Origin of the sequence: Streptomyces violascens (assembly GCF_014649955.1) — a bacterium.
Lineage (GTDB): Bacteria > Actinomycetota > Actinomycetes > Streptomycetales > Streptomycetaceae > Streptomyces > Streptomyces violascens.
This window is the reverse complement of the sequence record NZ_BMUA01000012.1, coordinates 218,620-240,554: the sequence shown is the minus strand read 5'-3', so window position 1 is coordinate 240,554 and position 21,935 is coordinate 218,620. Positions and strand designations below refer to the sequence as shown.

Annotated in this window: 21 protein-coding genes; 10 read left to right on the top strand and 11 right to left on the bottom strand. The window is 70.5% G+C overall.

All coding sequences use genetic code 11. From position 1 onward, the window contains the following. Positions 1 to 179 precede the first annotated feature (179 nt). Positions 180 to 1,388, bottom strand: coding sequence for a sensor histidine kinase (locus IE206_RS24010; protein ID WP_189965320.1), 1,209 nt, complete (start codon positions 1,386 to 1,388; stop codon positions 180 to 182). A gap of 96 nt (positions 1,389 to 1,484) precedes the next feature. Here IE206_RS24010 and IE206_RS24005 point away from each other — a divergent pair, with 96 nt between their 5' ends. Together IE206_RS24005 and IE206_RS24000 are read left to right on the top strand one after the other, a co-directional pair. After that, entirely contained in the window at positions 1,485 to 2,468 is a 984-nt protein-coding gene (locus tag IE206_RS24005) for an SAM-dependent methyltransferase (RefSeq protein WP_189965318.1), read from the top strand. Between the two features lie 457 nt (positions 2,469 to 2,925). Then, positions 2,926 to 4,068 (top strand): NADH-quinone oxidoreductase subunit D, encoded by a 1,143-nt coding sequence (locus IE206_RS24000; protein ID WP_189965316.1) that lies wholly within the window; start codon positions 2,926 to 2,928, stop codon positions 4,066 to 4,068. A 13-nt stretch (positions 4,069 to 4,081) separates the two neighbouring features. Here IE206_RS24000 and IE206_RS23995 read toward each other — a convergent pair whose 3' ends face one another. The 6 genes from IE206_RS23995 to IE206_RS23970 all read right to left on the bottom strand — a co-directional run bounded on the left by IE206_RS23995 (position 4,082) and on the right by IE206_RS23970 (position 10,186). After that, complete coding sequence (locus IE206_RS23995; protein ID WP_226599005.1) at positions 4,082 to 5,089, bottom strand: beta-ketoacyl-[acyl-carrier-protein] synthase family protein; 1,008 nt, start codon at positions 5,087 to 5,089, stop codon at positions 4,082 to 4,084. A 135-nt stretch (positions 5,090 to 5,224) separates the two neighbouring features. Beyond that, positions 5,225 to 6,082 carry an MmyB family transcriptional regulator gene (locus IE206_RS23990; RefSeq protein WP_226599004.1) on the bottom strand — a complete coding sequence of 286 codons (858 nt, stop codon included), beginning with the start codon at positions 6,080 to 6,082 and terminating at the stop codon, positions 5,225 to 5,227. A gap of 600 nt (positions 6,083 to 6,682) precedes the next feature. Next, entirely contained in the window at positions 6,683 to 7,663 is a 981-nt protein-coding gene (locus IE206_RS23985) for a coiled-coil domain-containing protein (RefSeq protein WP_189965310.1), read from the bottom strand. 86 nt (positions 7,664 to 7,749) lie between these two features. Beyond that, positions 7,750 to 8,730: an ABC transporter substrate-binding protein gene (locus IE206_RS23980; RefSeq protein WP_189965308.1), complete on the bottom strand. Its 981-nt coding sequence runs from the start codon at positions 8,728 to 8,730 to the stop codon at positions 7,750 to 7,752. A gap of 103 nt (positions 8,731 to 8,833) precedes the next feature. Then, positions 8,834 to 9,502, bottom strand: coding sequence for an ABC transporter permease (locus tag IE206_RS23975; RefSeq protein ID WP_189965305.1), 669 nt, complete (start codon positions 9,500 to 9,502; stop codon positions 8,834 to 8,836). A gap of 3 nt (positions 9,503 to 9,505) precedes the next feature. Then, on the bottom strand, positions 9,506 to 10,186 hold the full coding sequence (locus tag IE206_RS23970) for an ABC transporter permease (RefSeq protein ID WP_189965303.1): 681 nt from the start codon (positions 10,184 to 10,186) through the stop codon (positions 9,506 to 9,508). A 135-nt stretch (positions 10,187 to 10,321) separates the two neighbouring features. Here IE206_RS23970 and IE206_RS23965 point away from each other — a divergent pair, with 135 nt between their 5' ends. After that, a complete protein-coding gene (locus IE206_RS23965; RefSeq protein WP_189965300.1) occupies positions 10,322 to 11,467 on the top strand; it encodes an ABC transporter ATP-binding protein in 1,146 nt (381 codons plus the stop codon). On the opposite strand, the gene IE206_RS23960 is transcribed toward IE206_RS23965, so the two are convergent. Beyond that, the gene (locus tag IE206_RS23960; RefSeq protein WP_189965298.1) at positions 11,454 to 12,566 is read right to left on the bottom strand and encodes an alpha/beta hydrolase; all 1,113 of its coding nucleotides are present in this window, start codon (positions 12,564 to 12,566) and stop codon (positions 11,454 to 11,456) included. The two genes, IE206_RS23965 and IE206_RS23960, sit on opposite strands and share 14 nt — an antisense overlap. A gap of 150 nt (positions 12,567 to 12,716) precedes the next feature. On the opposite strand from IE206_RS23960, the gene IE206_RS23955 reads away from it, so the two are divergent. After that, a complete protein-coding gene (locus IE206_RS23955) occupies positions 12,717 to 14,558 on the top strand; it encodes a phosphatidylglycerol lysyltransferase domain-containing protein (RefSeq protein ID WP_189965297.1) in 1,842 nt (613 codons plus the stop codon). Positions 14,559 to 15,096: 538 nt separating this feature from the next. On the opposite strand, the gene IE206_RS23950 is transcribed toward IE206_RS23955, so the two are convergent. Continuing rightward, positions 15,097 to 16,581: an MFS transporter gene (locus IE206_RS23950; protein WP_226599003.1), complete on the bottom strand. Its 1,485-nt coding sequence runs from the start codon at positions 16,579 to 16,581 to the stop codon at positions 15,097 to 15,099. A gap of 130 nt (positions 16,582 to 16,711) precedes the next feature. Between IE206_RS23950 and IE206_RS23945 the strand changes: the two genes are divergently transcribed. From IE206_RS23945 to IE206_RS23920, 6 genes are all read left to right on the top strand, one after another. Then, entirely contained in the window at positions 16,712 to 17,170 is a 459-nt protein-coding gene (locus IE206_RS23945; RefSeq protein WP_373300975.1) for a MarR family winged helix-turn-helix transcriptional regulator, read from the top strand. A gap of 16 nt (positions 17,171 to 17,186) precedes the next feature. Then, the gene (folP, locus tag IE206_RS23940) at positions 17,187 to 18,047 is read left to right on the top strand and encodes a dihydropteroate synthase (protein ID WP_189965295.1); all 861 of its coding nucleotides are present in this window, start codon (positions 17,187 to 17,189) and stop codon (positions 18,045 to 18,047) included. After that, on the top strand, positions 18,044 to 18,505 hold the full coding sequence (locus IE206_RS23935) for a nuclear transport factor 2 family protein (RefSeq protein ID WP_189965293.1): 462 nt from the start codon (positions 18,044 to 18,046) through the stop codon (positions 18,503 to 18,505). Before folP ends, IE206_RS23935 begins: the two co-directional genes overlap by 4 nt. A gap of 230 nt (positions 18,506 to 18,735) precedes the next feature. Next, positions 18,736 to 19,095 carry a dihydroneopterin aldolase gene (gene folB / locus IE206_RS23930; protein ID WP_053731208.1) on the top strand — a complete coding sequence of 120 codons (360 nt, stop codon included), beginning with the start codon at positions 18,736 to 18,738 and terminating at the stop codon, positions 19,093 to 19,095. After that, complete coding sequence (folK, locus tag IE206_RS23925) at positions 19,092 to 19,706, top strand: 2-amino-4-hydroxy-6-hydroxymethyldihydropteridine diphosphokinase (protein WP_189965291.1); 615 nt, start codon at positions 19,092 to 19,094, stop codon at positions 19,704 to 19,706. The genes folB and folK overlap by 4 nt, the downstream gene beginning before the upstream one ends. 49 nt (positions 19,707 to 19,755) lie before the next feature. Beyond that, on the top strand, positions 19,756 to 20,235 hold the full coding sequence (locus IE206_RS23920) for a DUF3180 domain-containing protein (protein WP_189965290.1): 480 nt from the start codon (positions 19,756 to 19,758) through the stop codon (positions 20,233 to 20,235). Between the two features lie 18 nt (positions 20,236 to 20,253). On the opposite strand, the gene IE206_RS23915 is transcribed toward IE206_RS23920, so the two are convergent. Both IE206_RS23915 and folE read right to left on the bottom strand, forming a co-directional pair. Then, positions 20,254 to 20,910: a hypothetical protein gene (locus tag IE206_RS23915; RefSeq protein WP_226599002.1), complete on the bottom strand. Its 657-nt coding sequence runs from the start codon at positions 20,908 to 20,910 to the stop codon at positions 20,254 to 20,256. 398 nt (positions 20,911 to 21,308) lie between these two features. Continuing rightward, on the bottom strand, positions 21,309 to 21,914 hold the full coding sequence (folE, locus tag IE206_RS23910) for a GTP cyclohydrolase I FolE (protein ID WP_189965288.1): 606 nt from the start codon (positions 21,912 to 21,914) through the stop codon (positions 21,309 to 21,311). Positions 21,915 to 21,935: the final 21 nt, after the last annotated feature.

The following is a 21,935-nucleotide window of genomic DNA, read 5'->3' as shown; positions in this document are numbered from 1 at the left end:
GTCCTAAAGTCGCAGGTCAGCCCCGAAGTGTATGGGTCACCTCGTCCTCGACGAGCATCACGCGGATTGTCATCGTTCCCTCTCCATCACGGCGTACAGCGGTCGAGTCGAGTACGTAGTCGATTGCGTAGTCGAGTACGTACAGGAAATCAGTGGCCCGGTATCAGCGGGGGCCCGTGTCAGTGGGCCGGTTTCAGCGGCAGCAGGGCGCTGATGCGGAAGCCGCCGCCGGGGCGCGGCCCCGCGTCAAGGGTGCCCCCGACCATGCCGATCCGCTCGCGCATGCCGATCAGGCCGTGGCCCTGGCCGTCCGCGCCGCCGTCCTCGTACATCTCGTGGGCGGCGCCGCGGCCGTCGTCCTCGACGAGCAGGCCGAGCCCGTCGTCGAAGTACACGAGCCGCACGCTCGCCCCCGCGTCCGGGCCGCCGTGCTTGCGGGTGTTGGTGAGCGCCTCCTGCACGATGCGGTACGCCGTGAGCTCGACGCCGCTGGGCAGCGGGCGCGGGGTGCCCTCGATCTTGAAGTCGACGGTGAGGCCTGCCCCGCGGACCGTCTCGACCAGGTCCTCGATCTGCTGGACGTCCGGCTGCGGCACGTACTCCCCCGCCTCCTGGTGCTCTCCCGTGCGCAGCACGCCGAGCAGCCGGCGCATCTCGGCGAGCGCCTGGCGCCCGGTCATCGAGATCGTCTCCAGGGCCGTCTTCGCCTGCTCCGGCGAGGTGTCCATCACGTACGCCGCGCCGTCGGCCTGCACGACCATCACCGACACGTTGTGCGCGACCACGTCGTGCAGCTCGCGGGCGATCCGGGCCCGCTCGGCCGCGACGGCCACCTTGGCCTGGGCCTCGCGCTCGCGCTCCAGGCGCGAGGCCCGCTCCTCCAGCTGGGCGAAGTAGGCCTTGCGGGTGCGCATCGAGTCGCCGAGCACCCAGGCGAGGACGAACGGGACGGTCATGATGATGACGAAGAAGACCTTCTCCGTCGCGGTGTTGATGCCGCCGGTGTCCATCCACCGGAAATGCGCGAGCGGCGCCGCGCACAGCCCGCCGATCAGTGCGACCCGAGAGGCCCAGCGCTCGCCCGCGGAGGCCACCGTGTAGACGATGACCAGCATCGCGAAGTCATGGATCTGCGGATTGACGTTCAGCGCGAGCTGGACCAGGCCCATGGCGATCACGAGCAGCAGCATCTTCTCGGGAACCTTGCGGCGCAGCGCCACGGCCGTACTCATCCCGAGCGCCACCAGGACGTGGATGCCCCAGGAGGCCTGCTTCGGGTCGTGCGCGGCCGCCGTGATCTGCAGGCCGGAGAACCCGAACAGGATGACGGCCCAGAAGGTGTCGACCCCGGTCGGGTGTCTGCGGATGAAGTCGTAGAGGCGCTGCACGTAACCCAGCGTAGGGAAAGCAGATAGGTGCAGGGGTCAACCGCCGGGGCGATCCTGACCCCGTCGGCGTACTCCGCAAGGTGGAGACTTGGCCCCGTGACGGATGAGACGTGTCAGCAGTCCCCTGGTCCGAGCGGCCCCGGGGACCCTTGTGGATGGCGGGTCGCCACCGAGCGGGCGCTGTACGGCGAGGGCGGGTTCTATCTGCGGCCCGAGGGTCCCGCCGGGCATTTCCGCACGTCGGTGCACGCCTCGCCGCTCTTCGCGGGGGCTGTCGCGCGCCTCCTTACGGAGGTCGCGGCCGGGCTCGGGCCCGGGCCGGTCGACCTCGTGGATGTCGGCGCGGGACGCGGGGAGCTGCTGACCGGGGTGCTGGCCGCGCTGCCGGCCGGGTTCCCGGTCCGGGCGTACGCCGTGGAACGCGCGGCCCGCCCGGCCGGTCTCGACGGCCGGATCTCCTGGCGCGCCTCCCTCCCCTCGGGCATCCGGGGACTGCTCTTCGCCAACGAGTGGCTGGACAACGTGCCGGTGGACGTGGCGGAGGCCGACCCGGACGGGGTGGCCAGGCTCGTCCTCGTCCGGCCGGACGGCACCCAGACGCTGGGGGCGCCGGTGTCGGGGGCGGACGCGGAGTGGCTCGCGCGCTGGTGGCCGCTGAGCGAGCCGGGCTCCCGGGCCGAGATCGGGTGGCCGCGGGACGAGGCGTGGGCGGGGGCGGTGGGCTCGCTGGACGCGGGGGTCGCCGTGGCCGTCGACTATGCGCATACGTCGGGGTCCCGGCCGCTCTTCGGGACGCTGAGCGGGTTTCGGGATGGGCGGGAGGTTTCGCCCGTGCCGGACGGGTCCTGCGACATCACGGCGCATGTCGCCCTCGACGCGTGCGCGCTGCCGGGGGCGGAGCTGGTTCCGCAGCGCTCGGCGCTGGCCCGCCTCGGGGTCTCGGGGGCCCGGCCCCCGCTGTCCCTGGCGTCCTCCGATCCGGCCGAGTACGTGCGGGCGCTGGCCGGGGCGGGGGAGGCGGCCGAACTCACCTCGCGGGGCGGGCTGGGGGACTTCGGGTGGCTGATCCAGAGGGTTTGACCTGGCGGGGGCCCGGCCTGAGCGGGGGCCCCTGGGGCTCCGCCCCAGACCCGGTTCGCGCCTGAAGGGCGCTCGTCCTCAATCTCCCCCAAGGCCTCAAGGGCCAGGGGGGACCCCCATGACGGGCTGAAGATGCCGGTGCTGGCAGAACCGATACTGCCAGGGGCGCGGGGAACTGCGCGAGCAACCACCCACGGCCCGCAGCCGAAAGCACCACCACCATCGGCCGGAGCCGAACACCACCCACCCCCGGAGGGTCTGGGAAAGGGCGGGGAGGGGCCAACCGGGGTCTGGGGGCAGAGCCCCGACGCTCCCTGCCGGGCCACGGCCCCACCCCGGAGGCCACGCGGCGCAGCCGCAGAGTGCTGCAGCGGGAAGGGGCGGGGAGGGGCCAACGGGGTCCGGGGCGGAGCCCCGGCGCACCCCGGCCGTTCCGCCGCAGGGGATACTGGCCCGCATGACGGAGACGACGGTCGGGATCGGGGGCGGGGCGGAGAGCACCGACATGGTGCTCAACATCGGGCCCCAGCATCCGTCCACCCACGGAGTGCTGCGGCTCAAGCTCGTGCTGGACGGGGAGCGAATCCAGCACGCGGAGCCGGTCATCGGCTACATGCACCGCGGCGCCGAGAAACTCTTCGAGGCCCGCGACTACCGCCAGATCGTGATGCTGGCCAACCGCCACGACTGGCTCTCCGCGTTCTCCAACGAGCTCGGCGTGGTCATGGCCGTGGAGCGGATGCTCGGCATGGAGGTGCCCGAGCGCGCCGTGTGGACCCGCACCCTGCTCGCCGAGCTGAACCGGGTGCTCAACCACCTGATGTTCCTCGGCTCGTACCCGCTGGAGCTCGGCGGCATCACCCCCGTCTTCCACGCCTTCCGCGAGCGCGAGGAGCTCCAGGCCGTCATGGAGGAGGTCTCCGGCGGCCGCATGCACTACATGTTCAACCGGGTCGGCGGCCTCAAGGAGGACCTGCCGCTGGGCTGGCTCGGCCGGGTCCGGCACGCCGTCGCCTCGGTGCGTTCACGCATGGACGTCTACGACCGGCTCGTGCTCGGGAACGAGATCTTCCGGGCCCGTACCAGGGGCGTCGGTGTCCTGCCCGCCGAGGCCGTGCACGCGTACGGAGTCAGCGGGCCCATCGCCCGCGCCTCCGGCGTCGACTTCGACCTGCGCCGCGACGAGCCCTACCTCGCGTACGGGGAGCTGCGGGACACCCTGAAGGTCGTCACCCGCACCGAGGGCGACTGCCTGGCCCGGTTCGAGTGCCTCTTGGAGCAGACCCACAACGCGCTCGACCTCGCCGACGCCTGCCTCGACAGGATGGACGGCCTCGCCCCCGGCCCGATCAACCAGCGCCTGCCCAAGGTCCTCAAGGCGCCCGAGGGCCACACGTACGCCTGGACCGAGAACCCGCTCGGCATCAACGGCTACTACCTCGTCAGCAAGGGCGAGAAGACGCCGTACCGGCTGAAGCTGCGCTCGGCCTCGTACAACAACATCCAGGCGCTCGCCGTGCTGCTGCCGGGGACGCTCGTCGCCGACATGGTGGCGATCCTGGGGTCGCTGTTCTTCGTCGTCGGGGACATCGACAAGTAGCCGTCCCGTCGGGCTAGCCGGACCAGTACCCTCTCGCCGCCGCCAGGACGAAGCCCGGGCCGAACGCGATGATCAGGCCCGCGGCGTCGGCGGGCGGGGCCTGGACGGACGTACGGGACAGGACGTCCAGAACCGCCGAGCCGCCCAGGTTTCCGTTGGCGGCCAGGCTCTCCCAGGCGTGCCGCAGGGCGCCGCCCCCGACGTCGAGTCCGAGGCCCGCCGCCGTGTCGTCCAGGATGCGCGGGCCGCCGGGGTGCACCACCGCGAAGTCGAGCGCGTCCTTCCCGAGCCATTCCAGCAGCGCCGGCAGGCAGTCGTTGAAGGCGTCGGTCGCGGCCCGGGTGGAGTCGAAGTGCAGCCCGGCGCCGCTCAGCCGGCCCCGGTAGCGGTCGGCGCTGTCGGGCAGCACGTACTCGAAGGTGTCCTCGACGACGAAGCTCGGCCCGTCCCAGCCCGGGCGCTCGCAGACGACCGCGGCGGCGGCGCCGTCCCCGAAAAGCACCTTGTAGACCATGGATTCGAGGCTGGTGTCCTCGTGGTTGTACGTCGCCGCCGACAGGCACTCGGAGGTGACGACGAGGACGTTCGCGCCGGGGTGGGCGGCGATGTCCTCGTGGGCGCGGACCAGGCCCTGGGCGCCGCCCGCGCAGCCGACCGTGCCCATGGGGTGGCGCCGGACGTCGGGCCGCAGGCCGAGCTCGGCGACCAAGTGGACGTCGAGCGAGGGCACGGTCCAGGACGTGGTGTGGCTGGTGACGATCGCGTCGATGTCGGCGGGCCGCAGCCGCGCCGCTGCCAGCGCCCGCCGCCCCGCCTCGGCCGCCAGGCTCAACGCGTCCTCGTATGCCGCCCTGTTGCGCTCCTCGACCAGAGCGTTTCCGGCCACAGTGGGTGCGCCCAGCGGGCGGGTGAAGTGCCGGGTCCGTACGGTCGTGGCCCGGGCAACCCGCAACACGGCCTCCAGACGCGGCAGTTCCGGATGCGCCCGGCGGATATCGGCGCAGATCTCGTCGGTCGTCACAACGTTTCCCGGCAGAACGACGCAGGGAGGAGCTATGTGAGCGGGCACGGACGATCTCCCTCACCAATCGAAACCGGGCGGATCATCACCATACGTCACGTGTCTTGAATCAACCCTGTAAATCCAAAAACTTGGTCAACTCGTCAGCGGTGTCGGGCCGAGCGGGCTGCGGCTCGCGAGGGAGTCGCCCGCCGTGTAGAGCAGGAGCATGACCCGGGCGCCCGGCGAGGTGACCGGCTCGGCCACGCACGTCGTCACCCAACCCGGGCCGTACAGCGCGTGGTTGATCGGACGTTCCGTTCCGTCGGGATAGGCGATGGGCGCCGCCGAGGCCACCGCGTACAGAGGGCCGGCCACCGGATCACGGCGTACGTCGTCCTCCAGGCGGGCCAGCGCCGTGTTCTGCGGATGCAGCTCCACGGCGTGCCGCAGCTGCGGCATCACCACCGGCGCCCAGGAGTTGGCCCAGTCCCCGAGGACCACATCGCGCGCCTCGGGGTCGAGGAGCATCCATCGCATGGACTTGGCCGGGGGCTCGCCGCCCGGGAAGAGCGCGGCGAACTCCTGGTTGTGGGCGAGCAGGTTCCACTCGGCGTCGTTGATGTACGCCAGCGCCCCGCTGATGCCGTCGACGGCCCGCCGCCACTCGCCGGGCACGGACAGGCCGGAGTCGCGGTGCAGCGGGTTCGGCGGCGCCTCGCGCCGGGTGAGCCGCCACAGGAACGTCCACTCCTGCTCGTCGAACCGGAGCAGGGTGGCGACGGCGGTCAGCAACTCGGCCGAGGGGGTGACCAGTTGACCGTTCTCGAACCGGTTGTACGTGCCCGGCGTGCGGTCGAGCAGCAGGTCCATCTGCTCCTGACTGAGCCCGGCCGCGCGCCGGCCCGGGCCGGGACGCCGCGGCGGGAAGCCGACGGAGCCGGGGCTGACGGCCGCGCGCCGCTCCCGCAGCAGCGCCCGCAGGGCATCGCGGTCGGGGGCGGCGAGGTGCAAGGGGAGCGCCTTCCGTAGAGGGGGCGGTCGGTGGGGGCGGTCGCGGGGCGCGGTGCGGGCGCCGGGGCAATTATCTGCATCCGTGCCCCCTGGAAAGAGGGCGGGCTCCCGACAACAATCATTTCCGCGGGCCCACTCGGGGGAGGAGCCCGCCCGGATGCCGGCTGCCCCGCGCATCCGGACTCTGCGGACGGTACCGACACTCGCCACGACGCGCGGCCTCGGTACCGGCCGCAGACCTCGTTCCGGGGGCTGTTGCGCCCCCGGCCCCGCAAAACCCTGGGGGCTTCGCCCCCAGCCCCCAATCCCGGGGCCTACCGCCCCGACCCCTTCCGGATGTCTTCGGGTCACCGCGGGCCGTGCGTGGTTGCTCGCTCCCCCAAGTTCTCGGCTTCGCTCGAACAGGGGGGACCCCCATCGCGGCGGAGCCGCACATGTGACAGCCCCGCGCCCCTAGCAGTATCGGTCCTGCCAGCACCGGCATCTTCAGCCCGTCATGGGGGTCCCCCCTGGCCCTTGAGGCCTTGGGGGAGTTTGAGGACGAGCGCCCTTAAGGCGCGAACGGGGTCTGGGGCGGAGCCCCAGGGCACCCTGCCCGGCCTACGAGATGGCCGTGCGCAGCTCCGCCACGTCCAGCTGCTCCGTCTCGTCATGGACCGTCAGGTCGATGACCTCGCCCACCGTTTTGTCCGGGCCCCCCTGCTGGGCGCGGTCCGCCAGGGCCTCGGCGCCGACGACGTCGGCCAGGTCCTCGTTCTGGACCGCCTCGATCGCCGCGGCGGCCTTCCGCTCGCCGCCGTCCCCCGTACCGAAGAAGTCGAAGCGGCCCTCGGGACGGGCCGCGCGGGGGGCGAGGTAGGGCACCACGGCGGAGGCCACCGGCGCGGGGGCCGCGGGCAGTTCGGCCTGTCGCGGCTTGGCGGTGAGGGCGGCCGCCGGGCGGGTGTGTTCCCCGCTGCCGAGGGCCGCCTCGGGCTTCCCCTGCGGCTCCTCCGCCTCCCGGGACGCGGAGGCCCGCGCCTTCGCCTGGCGTTCGGCGCTGAGCGAGAGGGACTCCAGTGCGCGGGCGGCCGCGAGGTAGGAGGCCGGCGTCGGCGCGCTGCCCGACGGAATCAGCGCCTTGGGCCCTGCCTCCAGAGCGAGCTGACGCCGGCCTTCCAGGGCGCTGGCCCGCTCGGTCTCGGCGTTGGCGTAGCGCCGCAGCAGGGCCGCGTGCTCGCCGCGCAGACCGGCCAGCTCCATGCGCTTGGTGCGCAGCTTGGCGTCGAGGCGGCCGCGCAGCTCGCGCGACTCCTCCAACTCGGTCTCCAGCTCGGCGATCCGCTCCTCGGTGCGCCACTGGTCGGCGGCGCGCGAGCGGGTCAGCTCGGCGACGCGGCGGCCCGCGGCGCGGTCCCAGGCGCGCATGAGCACCGAGCCGGTGACGCAGGCCGCCGCGGCCGCGGCGGCCAACGCCCGCAGCACCGTGGGTTGATCGAAGAGCCAGGCGCCACCGGCGCATATGACGGAGACGCCGGCGACGGCCGACGGCTGGAGGAGCCGGTGCAGCGGAGGGGAATGACGGTGGCGTCCACGTGGCATGGCCTGAAATTTACCGTGCGTAGACCTCATATGGACCCCCGCCCGTCAATCTGTTCCCCTGTAGTTACTCGAATCGCCAAATTCGGCTACTTCTTGATCAGTCCCTTCGACTGGAGATAGGCCTTCGCGACATCGGCCGGCTTGGCCCGCTCGGCATCGACCTTGCGGTTGAGATCGACCAGATCGGCGGTCGTCAGAGCCTTGGTCAGCTTGCCGAGCGCATCGGCTATCTCCTGGCCGCCTGCGTCCTTGGCATTGACGACCGGCAGCACGTTGTCCGCGTTCTGCAGCTTCTTGTCGTCCTGGAGCAGCACGAGCCCGTAGGTGTCCAGGGTCGCGTCGGTCGTGGTGGTCAGAACCAGCTGGTCCACCCCGTCCTTGACGGCCTGCTTGGCCTGCGGGGTGCCGACGCCCTTGGGGTCGATGCCCGTGACGTCGATGCCGTACTTGGAGCTCAGACCCGGCGCGCAGAATGGCCGGATCTTGCACTCGTCACCGGCTGCGACCTTCACCTTGGCCTTGGAAGTGCCCAGGTCCGAAAGGGTCTTGAGGTTGTTCTTGGCGGCGAATTCCTTGGTCACCGCGAACGCGTTCTGATCCACCGCCTCACCGGCGGGCAGAACCTTCAGTCCGCGCGGCCCGGCGAGCTTGGTCAGTTCGCCCACGGTCGCGGCGACGTCGCTGGAGGCCAGCGGCTTGGCGTTGGCGCCGTTCGCCTTGGCATTGAGGAATTCGGTGAGCGTGGCCGCGTATTCCGGTACGACGTCGATCTCGCCCTTCTCCAGGGCGGGTTCGTACAGTTCGCGGTTCTTCACGGTGGTGACCGAGGTCGAGTACCCGGCGTCGGCCAGGACCTGCGCGTACAGCTCGGCCAGGACCGCGGACTCGGTGAAGCCGGCCGCGCCGATCACCAGCGAGCCCTTCTTTCCGCCGCCCGTACTGCTGGACCCCCCGGAACCGCTCTTGTCCTTGCTCTTCTCCAGGCTGTCGCCGCCGCACGCGGCGAGCGTGCCGGCCAGGGCCAGCGTGCCGAGGGCCAGACCGGTCGTACGCAGGATCTTGCTCATTGAGGGTTCACCATTCAGGAGACGTCACGGGATCACAGGTACTGAGGGATCACAGGTACTGCGGGATCGGGGGGGTTGCCGGAACACAGGGGCACGAACAGGGTCACGAACGCTTGCGCAGCGGGCTGAAGAGGCGGTCGACCGCCACCAGGACGCCCTCCACCAGCAGGGCGAGCGCGGCCACGAGCATCGCCCCCGCCACCACCTGCGGGGTGTTGTACACCGCGAATCCCTCGGTGACTATCCGGCCGAGCCCGCCCAGTCCGGCCATCGCGGCGATCGTCGCGGTGGCGATGATCTGGACCGCCGCCGAGCGGAGCCCGGTCATGATCAGCGGGTAGGCGAGCGGCAGTTCCACCCGGAGGAAGAGCTGACGCCCCGACATCCCCATGCCGCGCGCCGCCTCCACCGCCGCCCGGTCCACCTCGCGCATGCCGACATAGGCGTTGGTGAGCAGCGGCGGCACCGCGAAGAGCACCAGGGCGATCACGGTGGGCAGATAGCCCGCGTTGCGCAGCGGCGTCACCATGAACAGGGCGAGCACCGCGAAGACGGGTATCGCCCGGCCGACGTTGGAGATGTTGACGGCGAGCGCGCCGCCCTTGCCGATGTGTCCGAGCCACAGCGCGAGCGGCAGGGCGACCAGGCAGGACACGACGAGGGCGAGCGCGCTGACGTACACGTGCTCACCGAGCCGGTGCCAGGCGCCGTCGTCCCCCGACCAGTTGGCCCCCGTGGTCAGCCACGTCCAGGCCTGTGTGAAGACTCCCATCGCTCAGACCGCCTTCGCCGTACGGATCCGGGTCCACGGCGTGAGCAGCCACTGGACGCCTAGGAGCAGCAGGTCGGCGGCGATCGCGAGCGCCACGCACAGCACGGAGGCGGTGAGGATCTGCGCCTTGAAGAAGGTGGGCAGGCCCTGCTCGATGAGGTTGCCGAGGCCGCCGTGGTCGACGAGCGAGCCGATCGTGGTCAGCGCGACGGTGGCCACCGTGGCGATCCTGAGCCCGGCCATCAGCGCGGGCAGCGCGAGCGGCAGCTCGACCTCGAAGAGCAGCCGTATCCGCCCGTACCCCATGCCGCGGGCCGCCTCCAGGGCGTCGGAGGGCACCGATTCGAGCCCGGCCAGGATGTTCCGTACGAGAATCGTCAGCGAGTACAGCACCAATCCCGTGATCACCAGGCCGGCCGAGAGGCCGAACACCGGGAGCAGCAGGGCGAACATCGCGAGCGACGGCACGGTGTAGAGCACGGTCGTGAAGCCGAGGACGGTGGCCGCGACGCCCTTGCGCCCGCGCGCGAGCAGCGCGAGGGGGAAGGCGATGAGCAGGCCGATCAGGACCGACACCGCGGTGATCCACACGTGCTGGACCGTCGCGTCGGTCAGCTCCTGGCTCCGGGAGCTGACGTACTCCCAGCAGATCCAGTCGTTCGCCGCCAGACAGTTCTGCGCCACTCCCCCACCTCCCCCCGGTGTTCGATTCGTTCCCGACGACCCTATCCCCGACCACTGACAATCGCCTCGGGCCTTCGCAGTACAGCAACATGGGCTTCACACAAGCGCGCCAGCCAGCCTTCACAATGGGGAACCATGATCCGGTTCGAGCACGTCACCAAGCGGTACGCCGACGGGACCACCGCGGTGGACGATCTTTCCTTCGAGGTGGCCGAAGGTGAACTGGTCACCCTGGTCGGCCCGTCGGGGTGCGGCAAGACCACGACGATGAAAATGGTCAACCGGCTCATCGAGCCGACCAGCGGGCGGATCTTCCTGGACGGCGAGGACATATCGACGGTCGATCCCGTACAACTGCGGCGCCGTATCGGATATGTGATCCAGCAGGTCGGGCTCTTCCCGCACAAGACGGTCCTGGAGAACACCGCGACCGTCCCGCATCTGCTCGGCGTGAAGAAGGCCGCGGCCCACAAGCGCGCGGCCGAGCTGCTCGACCTGGTCGGGCTCGATCCGACGACGTACGGCTCGCGCTACCCGGACCAGCTGTCCGGCGGCCAGCGCCAGCGGGTGGGCGTGGCAAGGGCACTGGCGGCCGACCCGCCGGTGCTGCTCATGGACGAGCCGTTCGGCGCGGTCGACCCGGTGGTGCGCGAGCGGCTGCAGAACGAGTTCCTCAGGCTCCAGTCGCAGGTGCGCAAGACGGTCCTGTTCGTCACCCACGACATCGAGGAGGCGGTCCGCCTCGGCGACCGCATCGCCGTCTACGGGCAGGGCGCCATCGAGCAGTTCGACGCCCCCGCCGCCGTGCTCGGCGCCCCCGCCACCGAGTACGTCGCTGACTTCGTCGGCGCCGACCGGGGCCTCAAGCGCCTTTCGGTCACCCCCATCGAGGAGGGCGACCTGGAGCAGCCGCCCGTGGTGCACCTCGACGACGCGCTGCCCGCCGACATCGCGCGCTGGGCGGTCGTCCTGGACGGCGAGGACAACCTGCACGGCTGGATCTCCGCCGAGCAGGCCCGGGCCGGCAAGGGCACGGTCCGCGAGCACGCCCGGCGCATGGAGGCCTGGCTTCCGGTGGGCGCGTCCCTCAAGCAGGCCTTCGCCACGATGCTCCAGCACGACGCGGGCTGGATCGCGGTGATCGACCGCGAGCAACGGGGCCGCTTCCTCGGCGTGCTCACGCCGGCCCGGCTCCACGAGGCCCTGCGCCGCTCCATCGACGCGGACGCCCAGGCGGTGCCCCGGACCGAGGTGAAGGTCGAGTCGGTCAGCTCGCGCTGAGCCGGCCGCTGATCCACTCCAGGGCCGGCGGGATCTCGCGGCGCCAGGTGTTGAAGTTGTGGCCGCCGCTGTCGAGGGTGATCGAGGAGACGCGGCCGGGCGCCTTGACCTTCTTTATGAAGGCCTGGGTCGGCTTGAAGTTCTCCTCGCCCGACAGCGAGCTCGTGACCAGGAAGGACGACTTGCCGGGCTTGAGGTGGTCGAGGCTCCACAGCAGGTTGGCGCGGTTCTCCTCGTGCTTGTTGCCGTGGAAGAGGTCACCGGTCGTCGGGTCGTCCGCCGCCTTGTAGTACGCCGAGAGGCCGGCGCTCGCCGCGAACTGCTCGGGGTGGTGCATGCCGATCTTCAGGGCGCAGTAGCCGCCCGTCGAGTTGCCGATGAAGCCCCAGTTCTGCGGCTTGGTGCCGACCCGGTAGTTCGCGGAGATCGCGCCCGGCACGTCCTTCGCGAAGAACGTCTCGGTCTGCGGGCCGCCCGGTATGTCGACGCACTCGGTGTCGCGCTGGCCCGCCACCGTCGGCCGCATCATGATCAGGATCATCGGCTGCATCTTCTTCTGCTTGGCCTGCGCCCAGGCCGTCTTCGGGTACCTGAGGCCCTTGAGCAGGTTCTCGGCGGTGCCCGGGTAGCCGGTCAGCACGATCGAGGCCGGGAAGGTCTTGTTCTCGTACGCCTTCTGGAAGTACTCGGGGGGCAGATAGACGTAGGCCGGGCTCGTTATCTTCGACTTCTCCCCGGCCAGCACGATCTTCTGGATCTCGCCGCCCAGCTGCGGCTTGCCGGCGCCCGGGGTGTCCGGCTTCTGCTTGGCGACGACCTGGATGTTCTTGCCGCCCGCCGAGTGGTCGACGACCTTGCCCATGTCCTGCTCCTGGCCGAACAGGTCCGCCCAGGACCCGTAGAACAGGAACGAGTTGTTGGCGGCCAGACCGACCGAGGCGAAGATCGCCAGCTGGGTCGCGAGCAGCAGCCCGATCCGGCCCATCACGGCCTTCCAGCTGCGACGCGCCAGGCGCGGCCACAACCAGATGGTGACCGCGAACAGCACCACCGCCAGGAACACGGCGAGTGCCAGGACCTTGTTGCTCGTGAGACCCATGAGTCGATGAAACTTTCTGGCTGAGATTTTCCTGAGACCGAGGGAACCCGCCCCCCTGAAGTCCCGTCCTAGAGGGCGCAAATTGTCCGGCTGGACGGTGCGGACGCCGTCCCCCGGCCAACTGAATCTCTCGCGGAGTCACGGGAAGCGATGTCTGTCAGGATAGATGGGGACAAAAACGGATCGGTTCCGACTCGTGTACGAAAGGTCCTCCGCGGGCCGCGCCCCGAGTCGGCACCCAAGCTGGTCGGTACGGCCTGCACGATCGTGGGCCTCCTGGACGTCGCGGCCGGAGTCTTCGATCGCGTCCGGCACAGTCGGTTCCACAGCGTCAGCGAGGTGCTGCCGGGTACCTTCGGCCCCTTCGCGGCGGCCGTGGCGCTCTGCGCCGGCATCCTGCTGCTGCTCCTCGCGCACGGCCTGAAGCGCCGCAAGCGGCGAGCCTGGCGGGCCGCCGTGGTGCTGCTGCCCATCGGGGCGGTGGCCCAGTTCTGGTACCGGCACTCCATTGTCGGGGTGCTGATCTCATTGGTACTTCTCACGCTGCTCATCCGCCACCGGAGCGAGTTCACCGCGCTGCCCGACCCGCGCAGCCGCTGGAAGGCGGTGGCGAACTTCTTCCTGATGGGAGCGGGCTCGCTGGGCCTGGGCCTGGTCATCGTGAGCGTCCACCCCGACCGCACGCTGGGCAACCCGAGCATCGTGGACCGCATCCAGCACGTGATGTTCGGCCTCTTCGGCTTCGAGGGCCCGGTCGAGTACCAGGGCAGGACCAGCTGGACGGTCGGCTACTCGCTCGGCGCGCTCGGCCTGCTCACCGCGGTCACCACGATCTATCTGGCGTTCCGGCCCGAGCACCCGGCCGCCCGCCTCACCCAGGACGACGAGCACAAGCTCCGCGAGCTGCTCGCCAGGCACGGCGCCCGCGACTCGCTCGGCCACTTCGCGCTGCGCCGCGACAAGGCCGTCGTCTTCTCGCCCAGCGGCAAGGCGGCCGTCACCTACCGTGTGGTCTCCGGTGTGATGCTCGCCTCGGGCGACCCGATCGGCGACGTCGAGGCCTGGCCCGGCGCCATCGAGCGCTTCATGGACGAGGCCAAGGCGCACTCCTGGACGCCGGCGGTCGTCGGCTGCTCGGAGACCGGCGGCGAGGTCTGGACCCGCGAGACCGGGCTCGACGCCCTGGAGCTGGGCGACGAGGCGGTGGTGGACGTCGCGGATTTCTCCCTCGCCGGACGCGCCATGCGGAACGTACGCCAGATGGTCAAGCGCATCGAGCGCAATGGCTACGAAACCCGCGTACGGCGCGTTCGTGACCTGTCCGACGGGGAGCTGGAACGCATCCGCCGGGCCGCCGAGGACTGGCGCGGCACCGACACCGAGCGCGGCTTCTCGATGGCACTGGGCCGGATCGGCGACCCGAACGACGGCGACTGCGTGATCGCCACGGCCCACAAGGCGGACGACGAGGGGGCCGTGCCCGGCCCGTACGGCGACCTGAAGGCCATCCTGCACTTCGTGCCCTGGGGCAAGGACGGAATGTCGCTGGAGATGATGCGCCGCGACCGCTCGGCCGACCCCGGCATGAACGAGTTGCTGATCGTGGCCTCGCTCCAGGCGTGCGACAAGATCGGCGTCAAGCAGGTCTCGCTGAACTTCGCGATGTTCCGCTCGGCGCTGGCGCGCGGCGAGAAGATCGGCGCGGGCCCGGTCCTGCGGATGTGGCGCGGCCTGCTGGTCTTCCTGTCCCGCTGGTTCCAGATCGAGTCGCTGTACAAGTTCAACGCGAAGTTCCAGCCGCGCTGGGAGCCGCGCTTCATGGTCTACCGCGCCCACGCCGACCTGCCTCGCATCGGCTTCGCCGTGATGCAGGCGGAGGGCTTCGTGAACCTGGGCCTTCCGGGCCCGCTGGCCCGCCTCACGCGGGCGGCGCGGCGGGAGCGGGCGTGCGCGCACGTGTCCCCGGCAGAGCGAGAGGTCAGCGCGGCGTAGCCCCGCTCCCCTCCCGAACCCCGGTTCTGAGCCCCCCGCGGGGCCAGGGACCGGGGTTCTGCGTTTCCTCCCACGGGCCTCGGGCGTGGGTGCCCCGGGCGTGGGGCGAGAGCCGCTGGGGCTCCGCCCCAGACCCCGAGGGTCCCTCCCCTCCTCTTCCTGCTGCAACACTCTGCGGCTCCGCCGCGTGGCCTCCGGGGGTGGGGGCGGGGAGGACAGCCTTCGGGTGCGGACCGTGGGTGGCTGCTCGCGCCCACGCGGCGGAGCCGCACATGTGACAGCCCCGCGCCCCCAGCAGGGTCGGTGCTGGCCCGCAGCAGAATCTTCAGCCCGTCATGGGGGTCCCCCTGGCCCTTGAGGCCTTGGGGGAGTTTGAGGACGTGCGCCCTTCAGGCGCGAACGGGGCCTGGGGCAGAGCCCCAGGAAAAACCGGCTTCCTCCCTTCCCACCCCCGGAGGGTCTAGGGAAGGGGCGGGGCGGGGGCATCCGGGGTCTGGGGCAGAGCCCCAGCGCACCCCGGTGCGCCCACCCCGAAACCTCAGGCGCGCTCCAGCTCCGGCTCCGCCGTGCCCGCCGCGTCCGTCGACGAGGCCGTCACGCGCCGCGACCGAGCCCCGTCGGACGACAGGCCCACCAGAGCCACCCCCACGACCAGCACAAACGCGATCCCGGCGAGCGCGAAGCTCAGCGTGAACTGCGATTCGGCCGGCAGCGGCGGCACCCCGGCCGGCAGGCCGGAGATCACCTTTGAAGCAAGGAGAGAGGTGATCACTGCGCTGGCGATCGCGGAGCCCACCGAGCGCGAGATCGAGTTGATCCCGTTCGCGATCCCGGTCTGGTGGTGCGGGACGCTCGCCACGATGAGCGCCGGCATCGCCGCGTACCCGAAGCTGATAGCGGCACCGATCAGCATGCCCGCGAGGATCACGGACGCCGTCGAGTCGTGCGCGCCGGTCAGCCAGGCGAAGCCGAGCACGCCGAAGGCCGCACCCGCCGCGAGCGTGAAGCGCGCGCCGATCCGTCCGACCAGCTGCCCGCCCAGCGGCGCGGCGATCAGCGAGACGAGCGTGGTCGGCAGCAGGTACTCGACGGAGGCGCGGAGCACCGAGGCGGAGAAGCCGTAACCGGTCAGTTTGTCCGGCATCTGCACCAGGTACGAGACGCCGATGAACTGCGAGAACATCGCGAAGCCGAGGAGCAGCCCGGCCAGGTTGGTGAAGAGCACCGGCCGGTGCGCGAACATCCGCATGTCCACCATGGGCTCGGCGACCTTGCGCTCGACCAGGACCCAGACCCCGGCCATCACGACGGCGCCGACGAAGAGCCCGATCGTACGGCCGGAGGACCAGCCCCACTCGTGGCCCTGCGAGATGGGCAGCAGGAGCAGCACCAGGAAGACGGCCAGGGTGGCTGCGCCGAACCAGTCGGTGCGCCCGCCCGTCTTCGTACGGGAGGCCGGCACGACCGCGATGACCGCGATCAGGGCGACGACCGCGAGGATCACGGCGAGCCAGAACACCCGGTGGTAATCGGGGTGCGAGCCCTGCGTGAGCAGGCCGGCGCCGACGAGCGCGAGCCCGCTGCCGAATGCGAGCGTGCCGCTGACCAGCGCCATCGCGCCGTGCAGCTTCTGCGGCGGGATCTCCTCGCGCAGTACGGAAAGGGCCAGCGGGAAGATCGCGGTGGCCGCGCCCTGGAGCACCCGTCCGACGATGAGCAGCACCAGCGAGCTCGTGGTGGCGGCGAGCACGGAGCCCGCGACCATGACGACGAGCACGCCGATCAGCGTCGGCTTCTTACCGTGCATGTCGCCGAAGCGGCCGAGCAGCGGGGTGAAGACGGCCGCCGAGAGCAGGGTCGCGGTGGTGACCCAGCTGACGCCCGAGGTGGTGGTGCCGAGGTCGTTCTGGATGATCCCGAGGATCGGCACGACCAGGGTCTGCATCATCGAGACGACCATGGCGGCGAGGCCGAGCACCAGGACGAGCCCTGTACCGCCGCTGGGGCGTTGGTTAGTGGTCACTTTTTCTTCCGTACGGCAGGAGTAGGTACTTGAGCAGATGGAGCTTGATTACCTCAAGCAACTTAATGAAGGTAAACATCAAAGGTTGAGGTAGTCAAGTTTCGCTCGAATCGCGGGTACAGTGGACGGCATGCCTGGAACCAGCCGCCCGACCGCCGTCAGCAACGCCACGCTCATGGACGCCATCTGGGACTCCCTGGCCGGCTTCTACGGCGACTTCACGTCGGCCGCCGCCGACGAGGGCCTCACCTCAAGCCAGGCCAAGACCCTGACCGTGCTGCGCCGCGGCCCCGCCTCCATGCGCTCGCTCGCCACCACGCTGCACTGCGACGCCTCCAACGTGACCGGGATCATCGACCGCCTGGAGGCCCGCGCCCTGGTGCGCCGCGAGCCCAGCGCCACCGACCGCCGCGTCAAGAACGTCGTCCTGACCGACGAGGGCATCCGCACCGTGGAGACCATCCGCACCGGCATGCTCGCCACCCACGGCGCCCTCGACGCGCTGCCCGACGCCGACCGCGTCGCCCTGCACGATCTCCTCCAGCGCCTTTTCGCCACCCCCGAGCGTGGTCCGGGAACGCCGGGCTGACGCCTACGCTTGACGTATGAGTACGTTGAACGGGCGGGGGTCCGTCGAAGGCCTGCCCGAATGGGACCGCTGCGCGGTCATGGGCGTGGTCAATGTGACGCCCGACTCCTTCTCCGACGGCGGCCGGTGGTTCGACACCTCCAACGCCGTCAAGCACGGCCTCGACCTGGTGGCCGAGGGCGCCGACCTCGTCGACGTCGGCGGCGAGTCGACCCGACCCGGCGCCTCCCGCGTGGACGAGACCGAAGAGCTCCGCCGCGTCATCCCCGTCGTCCGGGGCCTGACCGCCGAGGGCGTCACCGTCTCCGTCGACACCATGCGCGCCCGCGTCGCCGAAGAGGCGATCGCCGCCGGCGCGGTCCTGGTCAACGACGTCAGCGGCGGGCTCGCCGACCCCGCGATGATCCCCGCCGTCGCCGCCACCGGCGCCCCCTTCGTCGTCATGCACTGGCGCGGCTTCAGCCAGGACATGAACAGCCGCGCGGTGTACGACGACGTGGTCGGCGAGGTCGTCGCCGAGCTCCGCCTGCGCATGGAGGCCGTCATCGAGGGCGGCATCGCCCCCGAGCGCCTCGTCATCGACCCCGGCCTCGGCTTCGCCAAGCAGGCCGGGCACGACCTCGCCCTGGTCGCCCACCTCGCCGAGCTGCGCGCGCTCGGGCGCCCCGTCCTGGTCGCCGCCTCCCGCAAGCGGTTCCTGGGCCACGTCCTGGCCGGCGACGAGGGCTCCCCGCCACCCGCCCGCGAGCGCGACGCGGCCACCGCCGCCGTCTCCGCCATCGCCGCCCACGAGGGCGCCTGGGCGGTCCGTGTCCACGAGGTGCGGGCCACCGCCGACGCCGTCCGCGTGGCGCGCGCCGTCGAGGGAGCCCGGTGAGCCGGCGCACCGAGAGCGAGGCGGTCGAGCGCGCCAACACCGCGTTCTACGAGACGCTGGAGCGCGGCGACTTCGACGAGCTGTCCGAGCTCTGGCTGGACGCCACCGAGGCCGGCGACACCGGGATCTCCTGCGTCCACCCGGGCTGGCCGGTGCTCTCCGGGCGCGGCGAGGTGCTCCGCTCGTACGCGCTGATCATGGCGAACACCGAGTACATCCAGTTCTTCCTGACCGATGTGAAGGTCGTCATCCTCGGCGAGACCGCGCTCGTCACCTGCACCGAGAACATCCTCAGCGGCGGCCCCGCCGAGGAGAGCGGCGAGCTGGGCCCGCTCGTCGGCCAGCTCGTGGTCGCCACCAATGTGTTCCGCCGCACATCCCAGGGCTGGCGGCTCTGGTCCCACCACGGCTCGCCGGTGCTCGCCGAATCGGGAGACGAAGAGCCGGAAGAGGACTGAATCCGGGCCCGGTTGCGGGCCTCGCAGGGCTGAATCCGGGCACGATTGCGGGCTTTGCAGGATTGAATCCGGAGCCATCGGGTAGGGGCGGCTACCAGGCCTGTCCGGTTCTGTCCATAGCCCCCGTGGGCGAGCACTGTCAGTGCCCGCAGGTAGATTCGATTGTGGGCACCGTGCCGCCCGCACGCGGCCGCATGTCCGTCTGACCAACGACAGCAGGAGTGATTCGCGTGGATCGTGTCGCGCTGCGCGGCCTCAAGGCCCGTGGGCACCATGGCGTCTTCCCCCGGGAACGCGAGGAGGGCCAGACCTTCATCGTGGACCTGGTGCTCGGCCTCGACACCCGCCTCGCGGCGGCGGACGACGACCTGGCGAAGACCGTGCACTACGGCGTGGTGGCGGAAGAAGTCGTGGACGTCGTCCAGGGCGAGCCCGTCGACCTGATCGAGACGCTCGCCGAGCGCATCGCCCAGCAGTGCCTCAAGCACGAAGGCGTCCAGGAGGTGGAGGTGGTCGTCCACAAGCCCGACGCGCCGATCACCGTCCCGTTCGACGACGTGACCATCACGATCACCCGGAGCCGAGTATGAGCGTGTCTTCGCACGGGGCCGCCCAGAGCGACCCGACCGTACAGCCGGTGCCCGCCTCCGTGGTCGAGCAGGTGGACGCGGCCGACGTGACGCTCTCCAACCCGCGCCGCGCGGTCATCGCCCTCGGCTCCAACCTGGGCAACCGCCTGGAGACGCTCCAGGGCGCCATCGACGCCCTGGAGGACACCCCCGGCCTGCGCGTCAAAGCCGTCTCGCCGGTGTACGAGACCGAGCCGTGGGGCGTCGAGGCGGGCTCGCAGCCCTCGTACTTCAACGCGGTCGTCGTCGTGAAGACCACCCTGCCGCCGGCTTCGCTCCTGGAGCGCGGCCACGCCATCGAGGAGGCCTTCGACCGGGTCCGCGACGAGCGCTGGGGCCCGCGCACCATCGACGTGGACATCGTCGCCTACGCCGACGTCGTCTCCGACGACCCGGTCCTGACCCTCCCCCATCCGCGCGCCCACCAGCGAGCCTTCGTGCTCGCCCCCTGGCACGACGTGGACCCCGAGGCCCAGCTGCCCGGACACGGCTCGGTCGCCGACCTGCTGAGCGCCGTCGGCCGCGACGGTGTGCTGCCGCGCGCCGATCTGGAACTCCGGCTGCCCGAGTAGTCGTTACGCTTCTGAGGTCGATCTCCCGAGACCCGAAGGGCACTACTCCGTGAAGCAACTGCGCCTGGGCGTGCTGGCCGGTCTGTTCGTCGTCGCCGGGGTGCTCTCCTGGGCGGCCGCCCGGCTGTGGGACTCCGTGTCCACGCTGCCGAGCGTGCCGATCGCGGCGCCCATCGTGCTCGGGGTGATCGCGGTCATCCTGCTCGCCACCGCCCTGTCCATCCGCTCCCGGCTGCGCGCCCAGCGCGAGCGCCGCCCGGAGGCCAAGGGCGTCGAGCCGCTGATGGCCGCCCGCGCGGTGGTCTTCGGCCAGGCCAGCGCGCTGGTCGCGGCCCTGGTGTGCGGGATGTACGGCGGCACCGGCGTCTATCTGCTCAGCTATCTCGATGTGCCGGCCCGCCGCGACCAGGCGATCTACGCCGGCTTCTCGGTCCTGGCCGGCATCGGAGTCGTGGCGGCCGCCCTGTTCCTGGAACGCATCTGCAAACTCCCCGAGGACGAGGACGACAACAAGGCCCCGGTTACCTGACGTAGAACCTGACCCCGGTCACCGTGACGCACGCACGAGATGGCCGTTCACCAGGAACCCTGGATGGGGAGAAAGCCGGAAGCCATACAGCGTGAAGCGCTTCGTTCCCTCTGCCCTGCGCGGACGCACTTCGTGCACCCGGATCCACTCCGACTCAGCCAACTCCCATGAATGTTCCTCCGGCTGGAAGGTGCCTCGTCTGGGCCAGCTATCCGCTATGACCAGCTTGGACGCCCGCCCGTTGACCACCGGGGTGAAGCTGGCACCTATGATCTCCGCCAGCTCGGCAAGGAACGGCACGTTCGCACTGATGACGATCCGACCGCGCCAGGTCTTGGCCCGGAACCCGTCGCCATCAACATAGCCATCCAGGAACCCTTCGAAGGCATCAGTGTTACTCAGCACCACTCGCGGGAAGCGTTGCCGCATGTGATGGGCATCGCCGCCCACGAACTGCCGCATGAGATCTGCCAAGTACGACGAAACCACCCGCACCCTGAAGCCAGGCACATCCCGCTGCAGGAAGCCGGAGGGCCGCGTCACGGCTTCCAAACGCGCGGCCAGCCCAGTAGCAGCCATCAGGCTGGCCGCGTACCGCTCCGCGAAGCCCTCGTCGTTAACCACCAACGACACATAGTTCTTGCCGACGGTTCCGTCGGCGCACGTGGCTCCCACGAAGTAACCGAAGTCATAACCGGGTCGAAGCGTCGGCCGAACTCGGCATAGCTTCCGCGCAGGCGTCCACGCCACCATGGCGCCTGTCGCGTCCAGCACAGGCGACCAGCCATTGGGGTGCCCAGTTCCTGATCGCGAGCAACAGTGAACGTCGCCCGATCAGTCACTACATCGACGACGTCCCGCGCTTTGGCCACCGAGACCTCAGTGACCTCCGTCGCGACGGTGCGCTCACCATCCAGGCTCCACAAACTATGGCCGACACATACGTTCCTGGCCTGCGCATGCCCCCCGACCATGTTGACGATCTGCTTACTCGGAAGCCCCATCGCGATCCCCTTTGACCAGCGACCAACTCTGCTGATCCGGGACCGTACCGGGCACCACTGACAATCGACCTATCGCGCGATAATCAGGCTCATTGCCTCATTACGGGTCGCCGGGTCGCGCAGTTGGCCGCGCACCGCCGAGGTGATCGTCTTGGCGCCGGGCTTGCGGACACCCCGCATGGTCATGCACATGTGCTCGCACTCGACGACCACGATCACGCCCCGCGGCTCCAGGATCTCCATCAGCGAGTCCGCGATCTGCGTGGTCAGGCGCTCCTGCACCTGCGGCCTGCGGGCGTAGACGTCCACCAACCGGGCCAGCTTCGACAGGCCGGTGATCTTGCCGTCCGTGGACGGGATGTAGCCGACGTGGGCGACGCCGTGAAACGGGACAAGGTGATGTTCACAGCTCGATTGCACCTCGATGTCCTTCACCAGGACCATCTCGTCGTGCCCGAGGTCGAACGTCGTCGTCAGCACGTCCTCCGGCCTCAGCCACAGCCCCGCGAATATCTCCCGGTAGGCCCGCGCCACGCGCGCCGGCGTCTCCAGGAGGCCCTCGCGGTCCGGGTTCTCGCCGACTGCTATGAGGAGCTCGCGCACGGCGTTCTCGGCCCGCTTCTCGTCGAACTCGCCGATCTGCGCCTCGCCGTCCAGCGTCACCGGGTCGGTCATCTGTGCCTCGTTCCTCGACAG